This is a genomic window from Brevundimonas sediminis, from assembly GCF_048799765.1.
Classification (GTDB): Bacteria; Pseudomonadota; Alphaproteobacteria; order Caulobacterales; family Caulobacteraceae; genus Brevundimonas.
Genome location: NZ_JBLYQK010000041.1, coordinates 1 through 18,826 on the forward strand (window position 1 = coordinate 1; position 18,826 = coordinate 18,826).

An 18,826-nucleotide genomic window follows, 5' to 3' on the forward strand; every position below is an offset into this window, starting at 1 on the left:
GCCTTCGGCCCCCGCGGGTCGAAGGCCGGTCGGCCAACACTGCAGAGCCGCCGGTTTCCGAAAGGAGGCCGGCGGTTTTGCATTTCAGACCCGAAACGGCGCCGGCCTTATTGCCGCCGGATCAGGGGGCGACCGTCGTTGCGTGGACACAGTCAGGGTACGGACTGGATTTCATCCACAATTGTGCGTTGCGGCAGGGTGTGTCTCCCCGGCCACCCCTGTGCCTTGTCATATCACTGTCACATCAGTGTCGTCCCACTTTCTGACGTCGCGCCTATGGGGGGCGGGATTTCGACCGGCCGTCGCCGGCCGGCGGGCATTTCGCCCAACTCATCGGGGATAGATGACTATGATGAACCGCAAACGCGCGTTCTGGGCGACCACCGCCCTCTTCAGCGGCCTCCTGGTCGCCGGCGCCGCCTCGGCCCAATCGACCGGCTCGGAAACGACCGAATCCACCACCCTGGGCGAAGTTGTCGTCACCGGCGCGCGCGGACCGCGCAACATCGACGGCCTGGCGGTTGCTGAAACCGTCGCCAAGACCCGGAACACGGTCAACCAGGAGTTCATCAGCACCCAGACCCCGGGTCAGACGATCCTGCAGACCCTGAACCTGACCCCGGGCCTCAGCTTCACCAACGCCGACCCGTATGGCTCGTCGGGCGGCAACATCCGTCTGCGCGGCTTCGACGGCAACCGCGTGTCGCTGACCTTCGACGGCATTCCGCTGAACGACACCGGCAACTACGCCACCTACACCAACCAGCAGCTGGACCCGGAACTGATCGAGCGCGCCTCGGTCAACACCGGCACCACCGACGTCGACAGCCCGACCGCTTCGGCCACCGGCGGCACCGTCAACTACGTCACCCGCCGTCCGGCTTCGGAGTTCGGCGGCTGGGGTCAGTTCTCGATGGGCGACTTCGACTACCAGCGCTACATGTTCCTGATCGACACGGGTGAGTTCACCCCGATCGGCACCACTGCCTGGTTCGCCGTCTCGCGCCAGACCTACGACAAGTTCAAGGGCCTGGGCGGTCTGCAGAAGACCCAGTTCAACGCCCGCATCTACCAGCCGCTGGGCGACAACGGCGACTTCGTGGCCCTGTCGGGTCACTACAACGAGAACCGCAACAACAACTACACCGGCCCGAACCTCGGCAACGCCACCGGCACCGTTCTGCCGGACGTCGAAACCAGCCCCTACGGCTGGGACTACGACTTCGACCGCACCTACATCGCGCCGACCTTCCGTAACGGCACGGCCGACAACGACGCCAACGGCACCAACTTCTATGGTCTGCGCGTCAACCCGTCGAACACCGGCAACATCCGCGGCAACTCGCGCTTCACCCTGGCCGACGGCCTGGTCCTGACGGTCGACCCGTCGTTCCAGTACACCCTCGCCAACGGCGGCACCCAGCAAACGGTCCTGTACGAACAGGACGCCCTGCTGCGCGGCACGACCGGCACGAGCGGCGTTGACCTGAACGGCGACGGCGACATCCTCGACCGCGTCCGCGTCATGACGCCGTCGAACACCAACACCCACCGCTACGGCGTGAACAGCTCCCTGATCTGGGATCTGAACGACGATCACCGCATCCGCGCCGCCTACGCCTTCGACTGGGGTCGCCACCGCCAGACCGGCGAGTACGGCTTCATCAACTTCTCGAACCCGACCAGCCCGCGCTTCCGCGACTGGTTCGGCGGCCGGAACGATGAAGGCAACCGCATCATCAACCGCGACGGCTACTTCCTGCGCTCGCGTGACCGCCTGTCCTACGCCGAACTGAACCAGTTCTCGCTGGAATACCGCGGTCAGTTCCTCGAGGACGCCCTGACCATCAGCCTCGGCGTCCGCGCGCCCTTCTTCAAGCGCGAGCTGAACCAGTACTGCTACTCGCAGAACGCCTCGTCGAACGTGCGCTGCACCTCGGAAGTGCCGAACGCCACCCTGGCCAACGGCAACGTCACCTTCGCCACCACGGGCACGACGCAATACATCGCGCCGTACAGCCGTGAACTGAAGTACGACGACATCCTGCCGAACGTCGGTGCGACCTTCCGCTTCGGCGAAGGCCACTCGGTCTACGCCAGCTACGCCGAAAACCTGTCGGCCCCGCGGACGGACAGCCTGTACACCGTCGCCCGTCTGCCCGACGGCTCGGTCGGCAACCCGACCGTGCAGCCGGAATCGACCCAGACCCTGGACCTCGGTTACCGCTTCACGTCGTCGACGATCGTCGCCAGCGTGGCCGGCTTCGCCACCAACTACGACAACCGCATCGTCAACACCTATGACGAAGACCTCGGCACCTTCGTCGACCGGAACGTCGGCTCGGTCGAGCTGCGCGGTCTGGAAGCCTCGATCGGCTGGTCGCCGATCGAACAGCTGAGCGTCTACGCCTCGGCCTCGTTCATGGACAGCGAGCTGCAGGACGACTACGTCCTGAACTCGAGCGGCGCCATCGCCGCCACGGCCGGCAAGGAACTGGTCGAGACCCCGAACGAAATGTACTCGGCCCGCGTCCAGTACGAAGTCACCGACTGGTTCCAGATCGGCGGCCAGGCCAAGTACACCGGCGAGCGCTGGCTGACCGACGTCAACGACATGAAGGTTGACGCCTTCACCGTCGTCGACTTCGACGCCCGCGTCGACTTCGCGCCGCTGGGCTACGAAGGCACCTTCCTGCAACTGAACCTGACCAACGCGTTCGACGAGAAGTACTACGGCGGCCTCGGCACCCGTACCTCGGCGACCCCGGGTCAGCCGGGCTACGGCATCCCGTTCGGCCAGGTCGGCGCCCCGCGCACCTTCGTGGCCACCCTGCGCGTCGCCTTCTAAGGCTCACGCAGTTCAGACTGAGACGGGGGGCGGTCCGGCGACGGGCCGCCCTTCTTCTTTTCAGGCGCTATCGCTCGCGACGCGGTCGCTCGCGGCTTGAGCGGGAGGGGGCTACCGCCTGAGAGCCGGGTCGCTCGCCGCCTGAGCGCCGGATGCGGTGAGGGGCGCCCATTTGACGCTCCTGCGTTGAAGTCGGGGGCCGGGGTGTCTATCTGGCGCGGCTGGCCCGCTTTCGCCGCTCACGAGGATCGTTTCCGACCATGACCACGCCTGTTCCCGCCGAATGGTCGCCGCACCGCGCGATGTGGGTCGGCTGGCCCAGCCACGGCGAGCTGTGGGAGGACAACCTCGAACCGGCCCAGGCCGAGGTCGAGGCCCTGGTCCGCGCCCTGGCCGGTCCGGGCCGTGAGCAGGTCAAGCTGATGGTCGGCAAGCCCGAGGCGCTGGACGACGCCCGCGCCCGCTTCGCTGATGTGGACGCTGTCGAGGTGGTGGACGGCCGCTTCGGCGATATCTGGCTGCGTGACACCGGTCCGATCTTCGGCGCCTGCTCGGCCCGCGCCGCCGCCTTCCGCTTCAACGGCTGGGGCGGCAAATACGACCTCGAGCATGACGACACGGTCGCCACCCAGATCGGCGAGGCCTCGGGCGTGCCGCTGGACCGCAACGACTTCATTCTCGAAGGCGGCGCGCTGGACCATGACGGGGAGGGGACCATCCTCACCACCCGCCAGTGCCTGCTGAACGCCAACCGCAACACCGGCTGGACCGAGGCGACGGCGGAAGCCGAACTGGCCAAGGCGCTGGGCGCCCGCAAGGTGCTGTGGCTGGGCGACGGCCTGTTCAACGATCACACCGACGGTCACGTCGACAACCTGGCCCGCTTCGTGGCGCCGGGCGTCGTGGCCTGCCCGGTGGCCTGGGGGCGTGGCGACCCCAACGACGACGTCTATGCCGAGGTCGCCCGCGCCCTGTCGGAAATGACCGACGCCGAGGGCCGTCAGATCAAGATCCTGCCCCTGCCGTCGCCCGGCTTCGTCGGTGATGAAGACGAGAAGCCGATCCCGGCCAGCCACATGAATTTCCTGATCGCCAACGGCGCGGTGATCGTCCCGACCTACGGCGACGAGACCGCCGCGCGGCTCGTGTGTGAGGGGCTCGCCACGATCTACCCGGATCGTGAAATTATCCCGCTCCCCTCCATCGCGATCCTCAGCGGCGGAGGCTCGTTCCACTGCATTAGTCAGCAGGAGCCCGCATAATGGCCCGCACCATCACTGTCGCCGCCATCCAGACCTCCTATGCGTCGGAGGACATCCAGGCGAACATCGACAAGACCGTCGGCTTCATTCGTGAGGCGGCGGCCAAGGGCGCGCAGGTGATCCTGCCGTCGGAGCTGTTCCAGGGGCCGTACTTCTGCGTCTCGCAGGAAGAGAAGTGGTTCGGCGCGGCCTTCCCGTGGCGGGAGCACCCGGCCGTGGTCCAGCTTCAGCCGCTGGCCAAGGAGTTGGGCGTGGTCATCCCCGTGTCGATCTACGAGCGCGAGGGGCCGCACTACTTCAACTCGCTGGTGATGATCGACGCCGACGGGACCCTGATGGGCGTCTATCGCAAGAGCCATATCCCCGACGGCCCCGGCTATCAGGAGAAGTATTACTTCCGGCCCGGCGACACCGGCTTCAAGGTCTGGGACACGAAGTTCGGCCGCATCGGCGTCGGCATCTGCTGGGACCAGTGGTACCCGGAGACCGCCCGCGCGATGATGCTGCAGGGCGCGGAAATCCTGCTGTACCCGACCGCCATCGGCACCGAGCCGCACGATGACACCCTGGACACCGCCGCCCCCTGGCAGCGCGCCATGCAGGGCCATGCCGTGTCCAACGTCGTGCCGGTCGTCGGCGCCAACCGCATCGGCCACGAGCAGGTGACCGAAGCGGGTCAGACCTTCTACGGCCACTCCTTCATCGCCAACCATCGCGGCGATCTGGTCGAGAGCTTCGGTGCGACCGAGGAGGGGGTGCTGGTGCACACCTTCGATCTGGACTTCCTGGACCGGCACCGCGCCGCCTGGGGCTTCTTCCGCGACCGCCGCACGGACCTGTACGGCGCGCTGGCGACCGGGCGTCCGGCCTAGTTCGACAGGTCGCCGAACGCGCGACGTTCGGCCGCGCAGGCGGGACTGGTCAGGCCCTCGGCCCGGGCCCGGGTCACCTCGGCGCGGGCCGCCTCCAGATCCTCCGCGAAGCCGGGCTCGCTCGCCGCGCGGGCGTAAAGGGCCTGGCCGATCCGTTCGCCGTCGGCGACGTCGCCGGGCCAGTTCATCCGGCAGATCAGCCGGCTCCGGCCGATCTCGCGACCCATCCGACGCGTGGCGTCCGCCCTGTCCGGGGCGAGGGCCGCGAACAGTTCGCCGTAGGCGGCTCCGGCCACCGCGCCCGACGCGGGCCAGGACGGGCTGTCGCGCATGGCCGCATTCACCCGCTGGCAGGGCTCCAGCGCCGGGTTCACCTGGATCGGTCTCGCCCGGGGCGCGGTCTCCGCCAGCCGGCGGGTCAGCGCGTCCGTATCCACCAGCAGTCGGTTCATCAGTCGGGTCAGGGCCGGCCGCGGGTGCTGGTTCAGACGCGTGCCCAGGACACAGTCGAAATGCTGGGCCGCCTCGGGCGCGCGGATCTCGGCCTGCGAGATCGCCATCCACCAGCGATCGGAGCCCGGTCCGGTCGCGGCGGGGCCGTCGGTCCAGTCAAGGGGCTGGGGCGTGGGGGTGAAGCGGTCCGCCAGGGTCTGCAACTGCGCCTCGCCCAGATAGCCGGCCGTCGGCAGGTCCGCGGGCGCGGCCCGCGTCATCGTGTTGGTGCAGGCGCCGGTCAGCAGGATCAGCGCCGAAAGGGCGCCGCCCCGAATCAGCCGCCGGTCCACGACAGCAGGACGTCGGTGGGGCCGTCCGCGACCGGGGTGGCGACGACGTTCAGCAGCCGGTTGCCGCCGTCTCCGGCGGAATAGCCCCGCGCGCCGTCGCTGTTCAGGCTGTTGATCGGGCGCAGGCCAGCCGCGTCGGCGCGCTGGCGGTAGAATTCGACCACCTGGTCCGGCGAGGCGTCCGTGGTGAACGACAGGATGCCGCCCGGTCCGGCGGGGCTCATGCCCGGGGTGGCCTCGCCCTTGGCTTCGCCGCCCGGATAGATGACGGCGTATTCGGGAGCGCCGGCGGCGGCGGGCGCGGGCGTGCCGGGGCTCGGCGCGGTCGTCGACGGGCCGGCGGCGATTTCGGCCTCGGTCCGGCCCTCCGTGGGGGTCGCATCGACCGGAGCGCCGGCCTTGTCTTCACCCTTGTCGCCGCAGCCGGTCATGACGATGGCCGCCGAAAACGCGGCGGCCCAAAGCATGCGCTTCATCCCGTACCTGTCCTTGAGACTGATCTTGTTCCCCCTACCGTGGCCCATGCGTGCGGCGGCGGCAAGGCGGCTTGGGGCCGTTTCGGCGTCCGAAGATGGAGGGGCTGTCAGCCTTCCCCTGCGTCACCCCGGCCCTGGCGGGCGAGCGCCTCGTTGATCGTCTTCTGGTCCGGATCGCGGTCCGATCCCGTCGCCGCGCCGCCCTGAAGGGAGCCCGCGCGGGTGTCGGATCCCATGTCGGTGCCGCTCAGCGCCTCGATCAGCGCATCCGGCGTGCGGCCCAGATCAGGCTTCTCGCCCAGATCATCGGCTTCACGGGCGTCTTCGGCGATCGGCGGCTGGTTCGGCATGGCGAGCTCCTTCGCGCCTATAGCGGGCGAAGGCGGCCGGGAGTTCCGCAAAAGAAAAGGGCCGGATCGCTCCGGCCCTTTCCCTTTCTGGTGCGCTATCGCTCGCGACGCGGTCGCTTGCTGCTTGAGCGCGCGATGCGCCAGGCCGCATCGGGTCGACCCGGAGGTCGGCGCGCAGCAGCCAAAAGGCGGAGCCTTCTGACCGCAGCCCGCAAGACTGCGGGAAGCCGTCAGGCCTTGCCGAACAGCTTGGCCCAGCGGCGCTTCTCGCGGTTCTTCCAGGTCCCGCGGTGATAGGCGTCCGAGCCGATCAGCGGCACGACCGTGGTGGCTTCGGCGAAGACCATCTGCTCGTGGGTGGTCTGGACCTTGCCCCACGAGGCGGCTTCCTTGAGCGTCGAGGACGAGCAGGCGCCGTCACGCACGTCGGCGACGGTGATCTGCACGGCGTAGCGGTGCATTTCGGCCTCGATGCCGAGGATTTCGGCGCAGACGACGGTGTCCTGGGCGAAATTCTTCGGCACGCCGCCGCCGACCATGAACAGGCCGGTGACGCCCGCCTCGATCTTGATGTCGGTCAGTTCGCGGAAGTCGGCCACCGCGTCGATCATCAGGTACGGCTTGCCTTCAGCCATACGCTCCTTCTGGTGCTTCACCAGACCGAAGCCGGCCGAGGAGTCGACGAAGGCCGGGCAGAAGATCGGCACGCCTTCTTCATAGGCGGTCTGGATCAGCGAGCCGGGCTTCTTGGCGTTGCCTTCCGACAGCCATTTGCCCATTTCCCAGATGAACTCCCGCGACGAGTAGCCGCGCGGCTCCAGACGGTTGCAGATCTCCAGGATGGTGTGATCGCAGGCCTGGAGCTCTTCCTCGTCGATGTAGGTGTCGTAGATCCGGTCGATGTAGTTGTCGCGCAGGACGTTGTCGTCCACCTCGCCGGCGGCCTGGTAGTGCTTGAAGCCGAGGGCTTCGAAGAAGTCCATGTCGACGATCGAGGCGCCGGTGGCGACCACGGCGTCGATCATGCCGAACTTCACCATGTCGCGGTACACATGCATGCAGCCGCCGGCCGAGGTCGAACCGGCCAGGATCAGCCACGGCGAGCAGTCCTTGTCTTCCAGCGCCATGTTGAAGATGTCGGCGGCGCGGGCGGTGTCGCGCGACGAGAACGACATCTTGCGCATGCTGTCGATGATCGGACGGGCGTCGAACGAGGTGATGTCGACGTGCTCCACGGTGTTCTGGAGCAACTGGGCTTTCTGGTTCGATTGAACGGGAGCGTTCATTTCAGTGGTTTCCCTCAGATTTGAGCGCCCGTCGTTTCGAAAATCCCCGGTCAGGACGGAGCGACCGCCGGGGCGCTGCCTCTTAGTGCGAGATAGCGGCGAGATTCAAGCACGCGGCGCCGTCTGGAACGAGAACGTGCGCTCCGGACTTATGGCTCCGACGGAGGGGTGATGAATCGTTGGCTGTTCCTGTGGCGTCGCGTGCGCGCCCAGATCTGGTTCCGCGCCAGCCTGTATGCGGCCTTTGGCGTGGGCGCCGCCCTGGTGGCGGTCTTCGCCGCGCCCTTCGTGCCCCGCGCCATGGCCGAGCGGCTGGGCGGGGAATCGGTCCAGCAGATCCTGACCATCCTGGCCTCCAGCCTGCTGGCGGTCGCCACCTTCTCCCTCGGCGCCTGGGTCACGGCCTACACCTCTGTCTCGCAGGCGGCCACGCCCCGGGCCGCCGCGCTCGTGACGTCGGATGAGGCCAGCCAGAAGTCCCTGGCCACCTTCGTCGGCGCCTTCCTCTACGCCGTGGTCGCCGTCACGGCGGTGAACGCCCACTATTACGGGCCGGGCGGGCGCGCCGTGCTTTACCTGACCAGCCTCGCCGTCGTCGGGCTGGTGGCCTTCCGGCTGCTGGGCTGGATCAACCGGTTGTCCCGCCTCGCCCGTCTGGGCCACATGATCGAACTGGTGGAGGAGCGGACGGCCGCCTGTCTGGCCCAGGAGCCGCCGACGGCGGCTGCAACCCCCCTGACCGGCGCCGAGGTGCGGGCGAGCCGCACCGGCTACGTCCAGAACATCGACCTGCCCTATCTGCAGGAGCTGGCGGGCGAGCATGACCTCCGGGTCGAAATCCTCGCGCCGGTGGGGGCCTTCCGCAGACGCGGCGAGGTGCTGGCCCGCACTTCACGCGCCCGTCTCGAGACGGCGCTGGAGGAGCGGCTGGCTGAGGCCTTCGCCGTCGCGCGCGGCCGCACCTTTGATCAGGATCCGCGCTACGGCCTGATCGTGCTGGGCGAGATCGGCGCCCGGGCCCTGTCGCCGGGGGTCAATGACCCGGGCACGGCGATCCAGATCGTCGGGGTCGCGGTGCGGCTGCTGGACGACTGGAGCCGTCTCGATCCGACGCGACCGGAAGACGATCAGCGGGTGTTCCGACCGCCCCTCGCGGCCGAGGCCCTGCTGGACGACGTGCTCGGCCCGCTCATCCGCTACGGCAGCACCGACCTGGCCCTCGCCATCCGGCTTCAGAAGGCCCTGCGCTCCCTCGCCTCCGGGGAGGGCCCGGTGTCCACGGCCGCGCGCGCGCTGGCCGCCGACGCCCTGTCCCGGGCGAAGGCGGAGCTGCATCCGCAGGATCGCCGGCGGTTGGCCGGCGCGGCGCGGGAAAGCGGTTAGCGGCGCGACTTCTTGCGCTGGCCGGCCTTGCCCTTCGGGCGCGACAGGCGAACGACCTTGCGGGCCTGCTCTTCCGCCGTGGTGCGCACGGTCGGGATGGAGCGCGGCGCCAGGCCGTACAGCGAGGCCATCGGGGCGTCCTCGACCGCGGCGATCTCATGTTCGCCATAGCCGTTGAAGCCGGTCGTCATGGCGACGCCGTAGGCGCCCAGCATGCCGATCTCGATGAAGTCGCCTTCCTGCACGTCCGACGGCAGCCAGAACGGGCCCGGCATGTGGTCGATCGAGTCGCAGGTCGGGCCGTAGAAGCGGAAGGGCTTCAGGTCCGACGCGCTGTCGCCGTCCCGGACCAGCTTGGTCGGGAAGGGCCAGCGCGAGTGGGTCGCGTCGAACAGCGAGCCGTACGAGCCGTCGTTCAGATACAGGGCGTCGCCCTTGCGCAGGTCGACGCGGCACAGGACCGAAGAGCTTTCGGCGACCAGGGCGCGGCCCGGCTCGCACCACAGCTCGGTGGTGTGCGTCACCGGCATCTCGGCGAAGCCGCGATGGATGGCGTCCGCATATTCCTGCATGTCCGGCGGGACCATGCCCGGATAGACCGAGGGGAAGCCGCCGCCGACGTCCACGATGTCGACGATCACGCCGGCGCGGGAGATGGCGCGACCGACCTGGGCCATGGCGGCCTCATAGGCGGACGGGCGCATGCACTGCGATCCGACATGGAAGCTGACGCCCATCAGGCCGTCCCGGACCGCCTGACGCGTGGCCATCAGAAGGGCCGGGGCCTGATCCGGCGACACGCCGAACTTGCCCGACAGCGAATAGGCGGCGCCGTCGGCGGACACGCCCATGCGCACGACCAGGTTCAGGTCGTCGGCCTGGCCGGTGGCGTCGAGGATCTTGGCCAGCTCGTCATGGCTGTCGAGCGAGAAGGTGCGGACGCCGTGGTCGAAATAGGCCTTGGTGATCGCGCCGCGGCTCTTGACCGGGTGCATGAAGGCCAGACGCACGTCCGTGCTGACCGAGCGAACCAGCTCGATCTCGCCGATGGAGGCGACGTCAAAGGCGGTCACGCCCGACTCGATCAGGGTTTCGATGACCCAACGCGACGGGTTCGCCTTCACCGCATAGAAGACGTCGGCTTTCAGATTATCCTGGAACCAGCGCGCCGCTACGGAAACCGAACGCGGCCGCACGAGGGCGACGGGACGTTCAGGGGACCGCTCACGGACCAGGTCCAGGGGAAGCTGGTACGTGCGCAATTCACGTAACCCCCTGTTAGTTGTTAACCCAGACCGGCGTTAGCGGCGCAGCTTGAAGACCTACGGGGTCCGCCGGAACGGGCGATATGCGGTCACGCAGCTGTCATGTAAAGAGGTTTTTTCGTGACCGGCCTTGATGCGGCAAGGAAATTGTCCGGCTTCGGAGCAGCTTGCGGGCCTGGTGAAAGGGACCGTGTGCCGTGCGGTCGGCGAGCGCCGCGTCGGTCGCGTCCGGTCACGCGCCGAAGTCGTGTCCCTGTCGCCCTTCCGCTGGACGAAAACGACGCAGGCGTGCCATTAAGACTTGCCTCGCGGGCCCTCCCGGGCCATGCGGCGCGCCCTTGCAACCGCTTCCCCGCGTGCTCATGACCTCAGCCACCGCAGCTGTCGCGTCCGTCAAGGATGTGTCCAAGACCTTCGGCGCCCGAAAGGCGCTGGACGGCGTCTCCGTCGAGGTCGGCGCCGGAGAGATGGTCGCCCTGATCGGTCCCTCGGGATCGGGCAAGTCGACCCTCCTCCGCTCGATCACCGGCCTGCAGTCCATCGACGCCGGCGGCACCATTTCCGTCTTCGGCGAGGTGGTCCAGAAGGACGGCCGCGTGACCGGCAAGGTCCGCGCCGCGCGCCAGAAGCTGGGCATGATCTTCCAGCAGTTCAATCTGGTCGGCCGCCTGTCGCTCTTCTCCAACGTCATGCTCGGCGCGCTCGGCCGCCTGCCGGGCTGGCGGGGACTGGCCGGCGCCTGGCCGGCCGCGGACAAGGACCGCGCCATGGCCGCCCTGCACCGCGTCGGCGTGTCCGACTATGCGGCCCAGCGCGCCAACACCCTGTCGGGCGGCCAGCAGCAGCGCGGAGCCATCGCCCGCGCCATCGTCCAGGGTGCCCAGGCCATCCTGGCCGATGAGCCGGTCGCCTCGCTCGATCCGGTCTCGGCCCGCAAGGTGATGGAGTTGCTGGTCGAGCTGAACCAGCGCGACGGTCTCGGCGTCATCGTCACCCTCCACCAGGTCGACTACGCCATCCGCTACTGCGAGCGGGTCATCGCCCTGCAGAAGGGCAAGGTGGTCTACGACGGTCCCTCGACCGGCCTCGACACCGCCCGGCTGATCGAAATCTACGGCCCGGAATTCGAAGACGCCTTCTGGGAAGCCAAGGCATGATCACCGGCGGCTGGACGCGCCGTTCCGGCGGCGGCGCTCTCGCCGTCGCCGTGGCCCTGTCCGGCCTGACGCTCGCCGCGTGCGGCGAGCGCGCGGGGTCGTCCGGCAAGCCTGCCGAGACGATCACCTTTTCCATCCTGTCCGCCCAGGGGCAGGCGTCGGCCGCGCCCCTCTGGCAACCGCTTCTCGATGATCTGGCCAGGGCGGTCGGCGCGCCGGTGCAGCCGCATTTCGCCTCGACCTACGCCGATCTGGTCGAGGGGATGAAGCGGGGCGAGGTCCAGGCCGGGTGGTTCTCGGCCCAGCCCGCCATCGACGCCATCCGCGACGCCGACGCCGAGCTGATCGCCCGCACGGTCAGTCCCGAGGGCCTCGACCACTACCGCGCCACCCTGATCGTCAAGGCCGGCTCCGGCATCACCCTGGAAAGCGTCATGGCCTGCGGCCGACGCTACCGGTTCGGCATCGGCGACGCCCAGTCGACGTCGGGCACCCTGGCTCCGGTCACCTGGCTGTTCAATCCGCGCGGCATCGACCCCGAGCGCTGCTTCTCGACCGTCCGCTCCAACAACCATGAGCGCAACGCCTTCGAGGTGGCCTCCGGCGTGCTGGACGTGGCGACCTCGAACACGGTCAGCGCCGCCGCCCTGCGCGCCCAGAACCCGACCCTGGCCGAACAGATCGAGGTCATCTGGCAGTCGCCCCCGATCCCCGAGGGCGGCATCGTCGTCCGGGAGGACCTGGACCCGGCGATCAAGGAAAAGATCCGCAGCTTCTTCCTGACCTACGGCCAGGGCGACGGCGTCGAGGCCGAACGCCAGCGCCGGGTGCTGGCCGGGCTGCGCTATTCGCGCTTCAACGCCGCGGATGACGACTACCTGGACCCGGTCCGCGAGATGATGGCCGACCAGAGACTGACCGCCGCCCGCGCCGCACGGGACGCCGCCGGCGTCGCCGAGGCCGAGCAGGAACTGCAACGCCTGCGGGCGAAACGTGAGGTTCAGCCGTGAACCCCCTCCAGACCACCCTTGCCGCCCCTGCGGGCGCGATCCGGAAAGCCATGGGCATGAGCCGCCTTCGTACTGTCTTCGCCGCCGTTCTGGCGCTCGCCGTCGTGGTCCTCGGACTGACGACGAACCCCGCCGATGCGCGGGCGCAGGAGCGTCCGGACAAGCTGGTCTTCACCATCCTGTCGGCGGAAGGCCAGGCCTCGTCGGGCCCCATGTGGCAGCCGCTGCTGGATGATCTGGAGCGCGCCGTCGGCATTCCGGTCGAGCCGATCTTCGGCTCGAACTACAGCGTCCTGGTCGAGGCCATGAGCGCCGATCAGGCCCAGATCGGCTGGTTCTCGGCCCTGCCCGCCGTGCAGGCCATCGACCGCGCCGGCGCCGAGGTCATCGCCCGCACCGTCGATCTGGAGGGCAAGGACTCCTACACCTCGTCCCTGATCGTGAAGAAGGGATCGGGGATCACGCTCGATGACGTGATCGCGTGCGGCAAGCGCTACGACTTCGGCATCGGCGACGCCCAGTCGACGTCCGGGACCCTGGCGCCGATGACCTATTTCTTCAGCCCCCGGAACATCAATCCGACCGAGTGCTTCGCCACTGTCCGCTCGGCCAGCCACCAGGCCAACTCGTTCGCCGTGGCCAACGGCCTGGTCGACATCGCGACCTCGAACTCGGTCAACACCATCTTCCTGCGTCGCGAGAACCCGCAGATCGCCGACCAGATCCAGGTGATCTGGCAGTCTCCGCCGATCCCGGAGTCGGGCATCCTGATCCGGGGCGACCTGCCGGCGGACGTGAAGGCGAAGATCCGTCAGTTCTTCATCACCTACGGCCAGGGCTATGGCCCCGACGTCGCCGCCCAGCGCGAGGTGATGACCCGGTTGAACTATTCGCAGTTCCGCGAGGCGGACAACAGCTACCTCGATCCGATCCGCGAGATGAAGGCCGACCAGGCCCGTCGTGAAGGTCGTCCGTCGGAGGTCGCCCCGCCGTCGCACAAGGCCCAGATCGGTCGCTGGGCCCCGTTCGCCCTGATCGGTGTTCTGGCGATCGTCGCCATTCTCCTGAATCTTTCGCCCAAGCCCGCGCCGGTCCCGGGCGATCCGGCCGTCGTTCCGGCCCCGCCGAAAAAGTCGATGGCGGCCTGGTCGCTGGACCTCCTGCTGTGGGGCGGTTTCGCCATCATCCTGATCGCGGCGATCGGCGCGGTGGACCTGACCAAGATCGGCAACCTGTTCTCCGCCCCGGAGAAGATGCAGCGTTACGGCTCGGCCTTCCTCAGCCCGGACTTCAGCCAGTGGAAGCTGCTGGTCGGCCAGATGTGGCTGACGGTGCAGATCGCCCTGTGGGGCACCTTCCTGGCGGTCTTCATCGCCATCCCGCTCAGCCTGATGGCCTCGCGCAACCTGTCGCCGGCCTGGCTGGTCTGGCCGGTGCGTCGCGTGATGGACCTGCTGCGCTCGGTGCCGGATCTGGTCGTCGCCACCCTGTTCATCGTCGCCGTCGGCCTCGGCCCGCTGGCCGGCGTGCTCGCCATCGCCCTGAACACCGCGGGCGTGCTGGCCAAGCTGTTCTCGGAAGCCGTCGAGTCGATCGACAAGGGCCCGATCGAGGGCGTGAAGGCCACCGGCGCCGGCGGCCTGCACGAGATCGCCTGGGGCGTCATTCCGCAGGTGGCCCCGCTGTGGACCTCCTTCGCCCTCTATCGCTTCGAGTCGAACAGCCGCGCGGCCACCGTGCTCGGCCTGATCGGCGCCGGCGGCATCGGCCAGACCCTGTTTGAAAGCCTGCAGGCCTTCGAATATTCCAAGGTCTCGACCATCGCGATCATCATCGTCGTGGCCGTCACCCTGATCGACATGCTGTCGCAGGCGATGCGCAAGCGGCTGCTCTGACCGCTTCGCCATCGGCGTATGAAAAAGCCCGCCCCGTGATCCACAGGGCGGGCTTTCTGTTTCTGCTCGGACCGTTCAGCCCGCGCGCTTCAGATCCGGCGGCGTCGCCTCGGCGGTCAAGATGCGGATGGCCTCCTCGACGGTGACCACCTCCTGCGCCTGCGAGCCGAGGCGGCGGATGGCGACCTTGCCTTCCTCGGCCTCCTTCTTGCCGACGACGGCGATGACCGGGACCTTGGCGACCGAGTGCTCGCGCACCTTGTAGCCGACCTTCTCGTTGCGCAGGTCGATCTCGGTGCGCAGACCGGCGGCCTTGAACTTCGCGACCACCTCGTGGGCGTAGTCGTCGGCGTCCGAGACGATGGTCGCCACCACGGCCTGGGTCGGCGCCAGCCACAACGGGAAGGCTCCGGCGTAGTTCTCGATCATGATGCCGATGAAGCGCTCGAACGAGCCCAGGATCGCGCGGTGCAGCATGACCGGGCGGTGCTTCTGGCCGTCCTCGGCGATGTAGGTCGCGTCCAGACGTTCCGGCAGGACATAGTCCAGCTGGATCGTGCCGCAGGTCCATTCGCGGCCGATGGCGTCCTTGACGATGAAGTCCAGCTTGGGCGCGTAGAAGGCGCCGTCGCCTTCGGTCACGACCGGTTCGGTCCCGGCGGCGCGGGCGGCGTCGGCCATCAGGGCCTCGGCCTTGTCCCAGAACTCGTCCGTGCCGGCGCGGTTCTCGGGGCGGGTGCCCAGGCTGATATAGGCCGTTTCCATGCCGAGGTCGGCGTGAACGCTACGGGCCAGCTTGATGAACTCGGCCGTCTCCTCGACGATCTGGTCCTCGCGGCAGAAGATGTGGGCGTCGTCCTGCGTAAACCCGCGCACCCGCATCAGGCCGTGCAGCGAACCCGACGGTTCATAGCGGTGACAGGCGCCGAACTCGGCCATGCGCAGGGGCAGTTCGCGGTACGAGCGCTGGCCCTGGTCGAAGATCTGCACGTGGCCCGGGCAGTTCATCGGCTTGAGGGACAGTTCCTCGCCCTCGACCGTCTCGCAGACGAACATGTTGGGGCGATATTTGTCCCAGTGGCCGCTCTGCTCCCAGAACTTCCGGTCCAGCACCTGCGGGGTCTTCACCTCGACATAGCCGGCGGCGTCCAGACGGCGGCGCATATAGGCCTCCAGCACGCGCCACAGGACCCAGCCCTTGGGGTGCCAGAAGACCATGCCCCGGCCCTCTTCCTGCATGTGGAAGAGCTCCATGGCCTTGCCGACCTTCCGGTGGTCGCGCTTCTCGGCCTCCTCCAGGCGCTTCAGATAGGCGTCCAGATCGGCCTGGTTGGCCCAGGCCGTGGCGTAGATGCGCTGCAGCTGTTCGCGCCTGGAATCGCCGCGCCAGTAGGCCCCGGCCACCTTGGTCAGCTTGAAGGCCTTGCCGACGAATTTCGTCGTCGGGAAGTGGGGGCCGCGGCACAGGTCGGCCCAGTCGCCGGTGCGGTAGACGGTGATCGTCTCGCTGGGCGGCAGGTCGCGGATCAGCTCGGCCTTGAACTTCTCGCCCTTGGCCTCGAACATCGCCACGGCCTCATCGCGGTCCCAGACCTCGCGGACCAGCTTCTCGTCGCGGTCGACGATCTCGGCCATCCGCTTCTCGATCGCGGCGAAATCGTCCGTCGAGAAGGGCTCCTCGCGGAAGAAGTCGTAATAGAACCCGTCCTCGATGGCCGGGCCGATGGTGACCTGGGTGCCGGGGAACAGCTCCTGCACCGCCTGGGCCAGAATGTGCGCGGCGTCGTGGCGGATGGTCTCCAGCGCGTCCGGGTCGTCGCGCATGATCAGCTTGAAGTCGCCGCCGGACTCCAGCGGACGGTCGACGTCCCACTGCTGGCCGTTGATCTCGACCAGGGCGGCGCGCTTGGCCAGCGAGGGCGAGATGGAGGCGGCGACGTCACGGCCCGTGGCGCCGTCGTCATACTGTCGGCTGGCGCCGTCGGGGAATTTGAGTTCGATCATCAGTCTGTCTTTTCGCGCGGCGGCACCGGATCATAGGTCCAGTCCAGGCCGCTGAAGGGATGGCATTTACAGAGGCGTCGGACGGTGAGCCATCCCCCCCGGATCGGTCCGTGCTGGATCAGCGCGTCCCGGCCGTAGTCGGAACAGGTCGGTCGAAACCGGCAGTGCTGTCCGATCAGGGGCGACAGCGTCACCTTGTACCCGCGATGGGCCAGGCGGACGCCGTGTTCGTAAAGGGTATCGCCGAGGGCCATGTCGGTTGCGCTTATCAACCGCGAGGGCGGCTACGACAAGCGATGATCAGGCCGCACCGGCGAGCCTAGTTCGGGTGTCGGGGGTCTTGCGGCCCATCGCTTGTTGCACGGCCTCCAGCGTCGCCTCGACGGCGACCATGGTCGAGGCGTGGCGCGCCGGATAGTCGGCGACCTGTTTCAGGGCGCGCAGCCCTTCGAACCGGCCCTCGGGGCCCTCGCCGCCGGCCTTCAGCATGGCCAGCATGGCGTCGCGCGCGGCGACCAGCTCCGGCTCCGTCGCGCCGATGACGCTCTGTCCCAGCACGCCTGCCGCGGCCTGGCCGAGGGCGCAGGCCTTCACGTCCTGCGCAAAGGTCGCGATGCGCCCATCGGCGTCCAGCGTCACATCGACCACGGCCCTCGAGCCGCACAGCTTGGCGACCCGCTCGCCGGTGCCCTCGGGGGCAGGCAGCCGCCCGCTGTGCGGCAGGTTCGCCGCCAGCGTCAGGATGCGCGTGCTGTAGAGCTCGTCGATCATGGGCGGAAAGATAGGGCCTCGGAGCAGGGGAGGGAAGGCGCTGTCACAGCGTCAGCCGCATCCCGTCTTCGCCAACCTCCAGCGTCACATCGCCATAGTCCGCCAGCTTCGGATGATCCGTCTCCAGAGGATGCGTCCACGCCGCCGTCACGACCACCACGCCCGCGCCCGCGGCTTCCCCGGCCTTGATGCCCGCCTCGGCGTCCTCGAACACCAGACAGTCGGCGATGTCGACGCCCAGGCGCTCGGCCGCCAGTCGATAGCCCGCCGGGTCCGGCTTGCCGCGCTCGACCTGTTCGGCGGTGATCATCAGGGCGGGCGGCGTCACCCCCGCCGCCTTCAGACGCGCTTCGGCCAGAGGGACGGTCGCCGAGGTGACCACGGCCCAGCGGTCCGGCGGCAGGCGTTTCACGAAGTCGACGGCGCCGGCGATAGGGACGACCCCGTCCACGTCCTCGATCTCGCCGCGCTCGACCCAGGCCACCTCGGTCTCCAGATCAAGGCCGGGCAGGGCCTGTTTGCGGATGGTGTCGGCAGCCCGGACGCCGTGGATGGTGGGGATGAAGGCGGCCACGTCCAGCCCGTGCCGTTCGGCCCAGCGGCCCCAGACGCGTTCAGCGGCGGCGGTGGAGGTGATCAGGGTTCCGTCCATGTCGAACAGGAACGCCTGCCAGAGACGGGGCGAAGCCGGGGGAGGGGAGGCCATGCCCCTGTTCACCACAGGGGCCGCGCGGGAACAACCCGATCAGCCGCCCAATCAGCTGCCTTGCAGCGAGCCCCAGGTCCGGCCCGGCGCGGCGGCGACGGCCTGTTGCGGGGCTCCGGCCAGACGGGCGTTCAGCCAGGCCAGATTGCTGTCCGCCTGCTCCGGCGGCAGGTCGCGGCGCAGGATCTGTTCGGCCTCGCCCATCTTGCCGGTCAGGCCCAGCACCATGGCGAGGTTCAGCCGCACCTTGAGCGAGGCGCCCGGCTGGGCAGCGGCGCGGCGCAGCAGGGGCTCGGCGGCGGCGTTGTCGCCCTTGGCCATGGCCGAGACGGCCATGTTGGAGAGGACGTCGGGGTTCTCTGGCGACAGGACCAGCGCCTGCGTCCAGGCGGCGCGGGCGTCGTCGGCGCGGCGGACCTGCTCATAGGCCGTGCCCAGCAGCGACCACGGACGCCAGTCGCCGGGGCGGGCGTCGCGCGCCGTCTCCAGCGCCTGGATGCCGTAGAAGGCCTGGCCGCGGGCGATATGGCCGCGTCCGACCTCCAGCATGGCGTCATAGTTGTCCGGCTGGACCATCAGCACCCGCTGGGCCATGTCGGCCGACTGGTCGTAACGCCCCAGTTCGCGCAGGGCCTGCGCCGCCTTCACGCCCGCGACCGGGTCGCTCGGCGCGATCTCGGCTTCCTGCGTCCAGAACACCGACCGGGTCAGGGCGTCGGCGCGGTCGGCGGCGGCGCGCGCCTCGGCGGTCGCGGG

17 protein-coding genes and 1 pseudogene are annotated in these 18,826 nt (G+C 68.7%); 8 read left to right on the forward strand and 10 right to left on the reverse strand.

All coding sequences use genetic code 11. From position 1 onward, the window contains the following. Nucleotides 1-352: 352 nt before the first annotated feature. The 3 genes from ACLQ7T_RS14745 to aguB all read left to right on the forward strand — a co-directional run bounded on the left by ACLQ7T_RS14745 (nucleotide 353) and on the right by aguB (nucleotide 4,982). On the forward strand, nucleotides 353-2,848 hold the full coding sequence (locus ACLQ7T_RS14745; protein ID WP_420480092.1) for a TonB-dependent receptor: 2,496 nt from the start codon (nucleotides 353-355) through the stop codon (nucleotides 2,846-2,848). A gap of 260 nt (nucleotides 2,849-3,108) precedes the next feature. Next, on the forward strand, nucleotides 3,109-4,110 hold the full coding sequence (locus ACLQ7T_RS14750) for an agmatine deiminase family protein (RefSeq protein ID WP_420480093.1): 1,002 nt from the start codon (nucleotides 3,109-3,111) through the stop codon (nucleotides 4,108-4,110). Next, complete coding sequence (gene aguB, locus ACLQ7T_RS14755; RefSeq protein WP_420480094.1) at nucleotides 4,110-4,982, forward strand: N-carbamoylputrescine amidase; 873 nt, start codon at nucleotides 4,110-4,112, stop codon at nucleotides 4,980-4,982. The genes ACLQ7T_RS14750 and aguB overlap by 1 nt, the downstream gene beginning before the upstream one ends. On the opposite strand, the gene ACLQ7T_RS14760 is transcribed toward aguB, so the two are convergent. From ACLQ7T_RS14760 to ACLQ7T_RS14775, 4 genes are all read right to left on the reverse strand, one after another. Continuing rightward, nucleotides 4,979-5,767, reverse strand: coding sequence for a phosphatase PAP2 family protein (locus tag ACLQ7T_RS14760; RefSeq protein WP_420480095.1), 789 nt, complete (start codon nucleotides 5,765-5,767; stop codon nucleotides 4,979-4,981). The two genes, aguB and ACLQ7T_RS14760, sit on opposite strands and share 4 nt — an antisense overlap. Continuing rightward, nucleotides 5,752-6,243 (reverse strand): hypothetical protein, encoded by a 492-nt coding sequence (locus ACLQ7T_RS14765; protein ID WP_420480096.1) that lies wholly within the window; start codon nucleotides 6,241-6,243, stop codon nucleotides 5,752-5,754. Before ACLQ7T_RS14765 ends, ACLQ7T_RS14760 begins: the two co-directional genes overlap by 16 nt. 107 nt (nucleotides 6,244-6,350) lie before the next feature. Further along, complete coding sequence (locus ACLQ7T_RS14770) at nucleotides 6,351-6,593, reverse strand: ribonuclease (protein WP_420480097.1); 243 nt, start codon at nucleotides 6,591-6,593, stop codon at nucleotides 6,351-6,353. Nucleotides 6,594-6,823: 230 nt separating this feature from the next. Further along, nucleotides 6,824-7,879, reverse strand: a complete 1,056-nt coding sequence (locus ACLQ7T_RS14775; RefSeq protein WP_420480098.1) for a 1,9-bis(guanidino)-5-aza-nonane synthase — start codon at nucleotides 7,877-7,879, stop codon at nucleotides 6,824-6,826. Nucleotides 7,880-8,050: 171 nt separating this feature from the next. Here ACLQ7T_RS14775 and ACLQ7T_RS14780 point away from each other — a divergent pair, with 171 nt between their 5' ends. After that, nucleotides 8,051-9,262: a DUF2254 domain-containing protein gene (locus ACLQ7T_RS14780; RefSeq protein ID WP_420480099.1), complete on the forward strand. Its 1,212-nt coding sequence runs from the start codon at nucleotides 8,051-8,053 to the stop codon at nucleotides 9,260-9,262. Here ACLQ7T_RS14780 and ACLQ7T_RS14785 read toward each other — a convergent pair. Then, the gene (locus ACLQ7T_RS14785) at nucleotides 9,259-10,524 is read right to left on the reverse strand and encodes a type III PLP-dependent enzyme (protein WP_420480100.1); all 1,266 of its coding nucleotides are present in this window, start codon (nucleotides 10,522-10,524) and stop codon (nucleotides 9,259-9,261) included. The two genes, ACLQ7T_RS14780 and ACLQ7T_RS14785, sit on opposite strands and share 4 nt — an antisense overlap. A gap of 365 nt (nucleotides 10,525-10,889) precedes the next feature. On the opposite strand from ACLQ7T_RS14785, the gene phnC reads away from it, so the two are divergent. The 4 genes and pseudogenes from phnC to phnE all read left to right on the forward strand — a co-directional run bounded on the left by phnC (nucleotide 10,890) and on the right by phnE (nucleotide 14,589). Further along, the gene (phnC, locus tag ACLQ7T_RS14790) at nucleotides 10,890-11,684 is read left to right on the forward strand and encodes a phosphonate ABC transporter ATP-binding protein (protein ID WP_420480101.1); all 795 of its coding nucleotides are present in this window, start codon (nucleotides 10,890-10,892) and stop codon (nucleotides 11,682-11,684) included. After that, on the forward strand, nucleotides 11,681-12,694 hold the full coding sequence (phnD, locus tag ACLQ7T_RS14795) for a phosphate/phosphite/phosphonate ABC transporter substrate-binding protein (RefSeq protein ID WP_420480102.1): 1,014 nt from the start codon (nucleotides 11,681-11,683) through the stop codon (nucleotides 12,692-12,694). The genes phnC and phnD (ACLQ7T_RS14795) overlap by 4 nt, the downstream gene beginning before the upstream one ends. 56 nt (nucleotides 12,695-12,750) lie before the next feature. Then, nucleotides 12,751-13,599 (forward strand): annotated as a pseudogene (gene phnD / locus ACLQ7T_RS14800) (phosphate/phosphite/phosphonate ABC transporter substrate-binding protein); the annotation flags it as partial. Between the two features lie 231 nt (nucleotides 13,600-13,830). Further along, nucleotides 13,831-14,589, forward strand: a complete 759-nt coding sequence (phnE, locus tag ACLQ7T_RS14805; protein ID WP_420480107.1) for a phosphonate ABC transporter, permease protein PhnE — start codon at nucleotides 13,831-13,833, stop codon at nucleotides 14,587-14,589. 75 nt (nucleotides 14,590-14,664) lie between these two features. Here the strand turns inward: phnE and thrS are convergent, their stop codons facing one another. The 5 genes from thrS to ACLQ7T_RS14830 form a co-directional block, all read right to left on the reverse strand. Further along, entirely contained in the window at nucleotides 14,665-16,593 is a 1,929-nt protein-coding gene (gene thrS / locus ACLQ7T_RS14810) for a threonine--tRNA ligase (RefSeq protein ID WP_420480103.1), read from the reverse strand. Further along, a complete protein-coding gene (yidD, locus tag ACLQ7T_RS14815; protein ID WP_420472329.1) occupies nucleotides 16,593-16,847 on the reverse strand; it encodes a membrane protein insertion efficiency factor YidD in 255 nt (84 codons plus the stop codon). The genes thrS and yidD overlap by 1 nt, the downstream gene beginning before the upstream one ends. Before the next feature lie 46 nt (nucleotides 16,848-16,893). Next, nucleotides 16,894-17,364, reverse strand: a complete 471-nt coding sequence (locus ACLQ7T_RS14820) for an iron-sulfur cluster assembly scaffold protein (protein ID WP_420480104.1) — start codon at nucleotides 17,362-17,364, stop codon at nucleotides 16,894-16,896. Nucleotides 17,365-17,407: 43 nt separating this feature from the next. Next, nucleotides 17,408-18,070: an HAD-IA family hydrolase gene (locus tag ACLQ7T_RS14825; RefSeq protein WP_420480105.1), complete on the reverse strand. Its 663-nt coding sequence runs from the start codon at nucleotides 18,068-18,070 to the stop codon at nucleotides 17,408-17,410. 51 nt (nucleotides 18,071-18,121) lie between these two features. Further along, the coding region (locus tag ACLQ7T_RS14830) for a tetratricopeptide repeat protein (protein ID WP_420480106.1) at nucleotides 18,122-18,826 on the reverse strand (705 nt) is incomplete at its 5' end.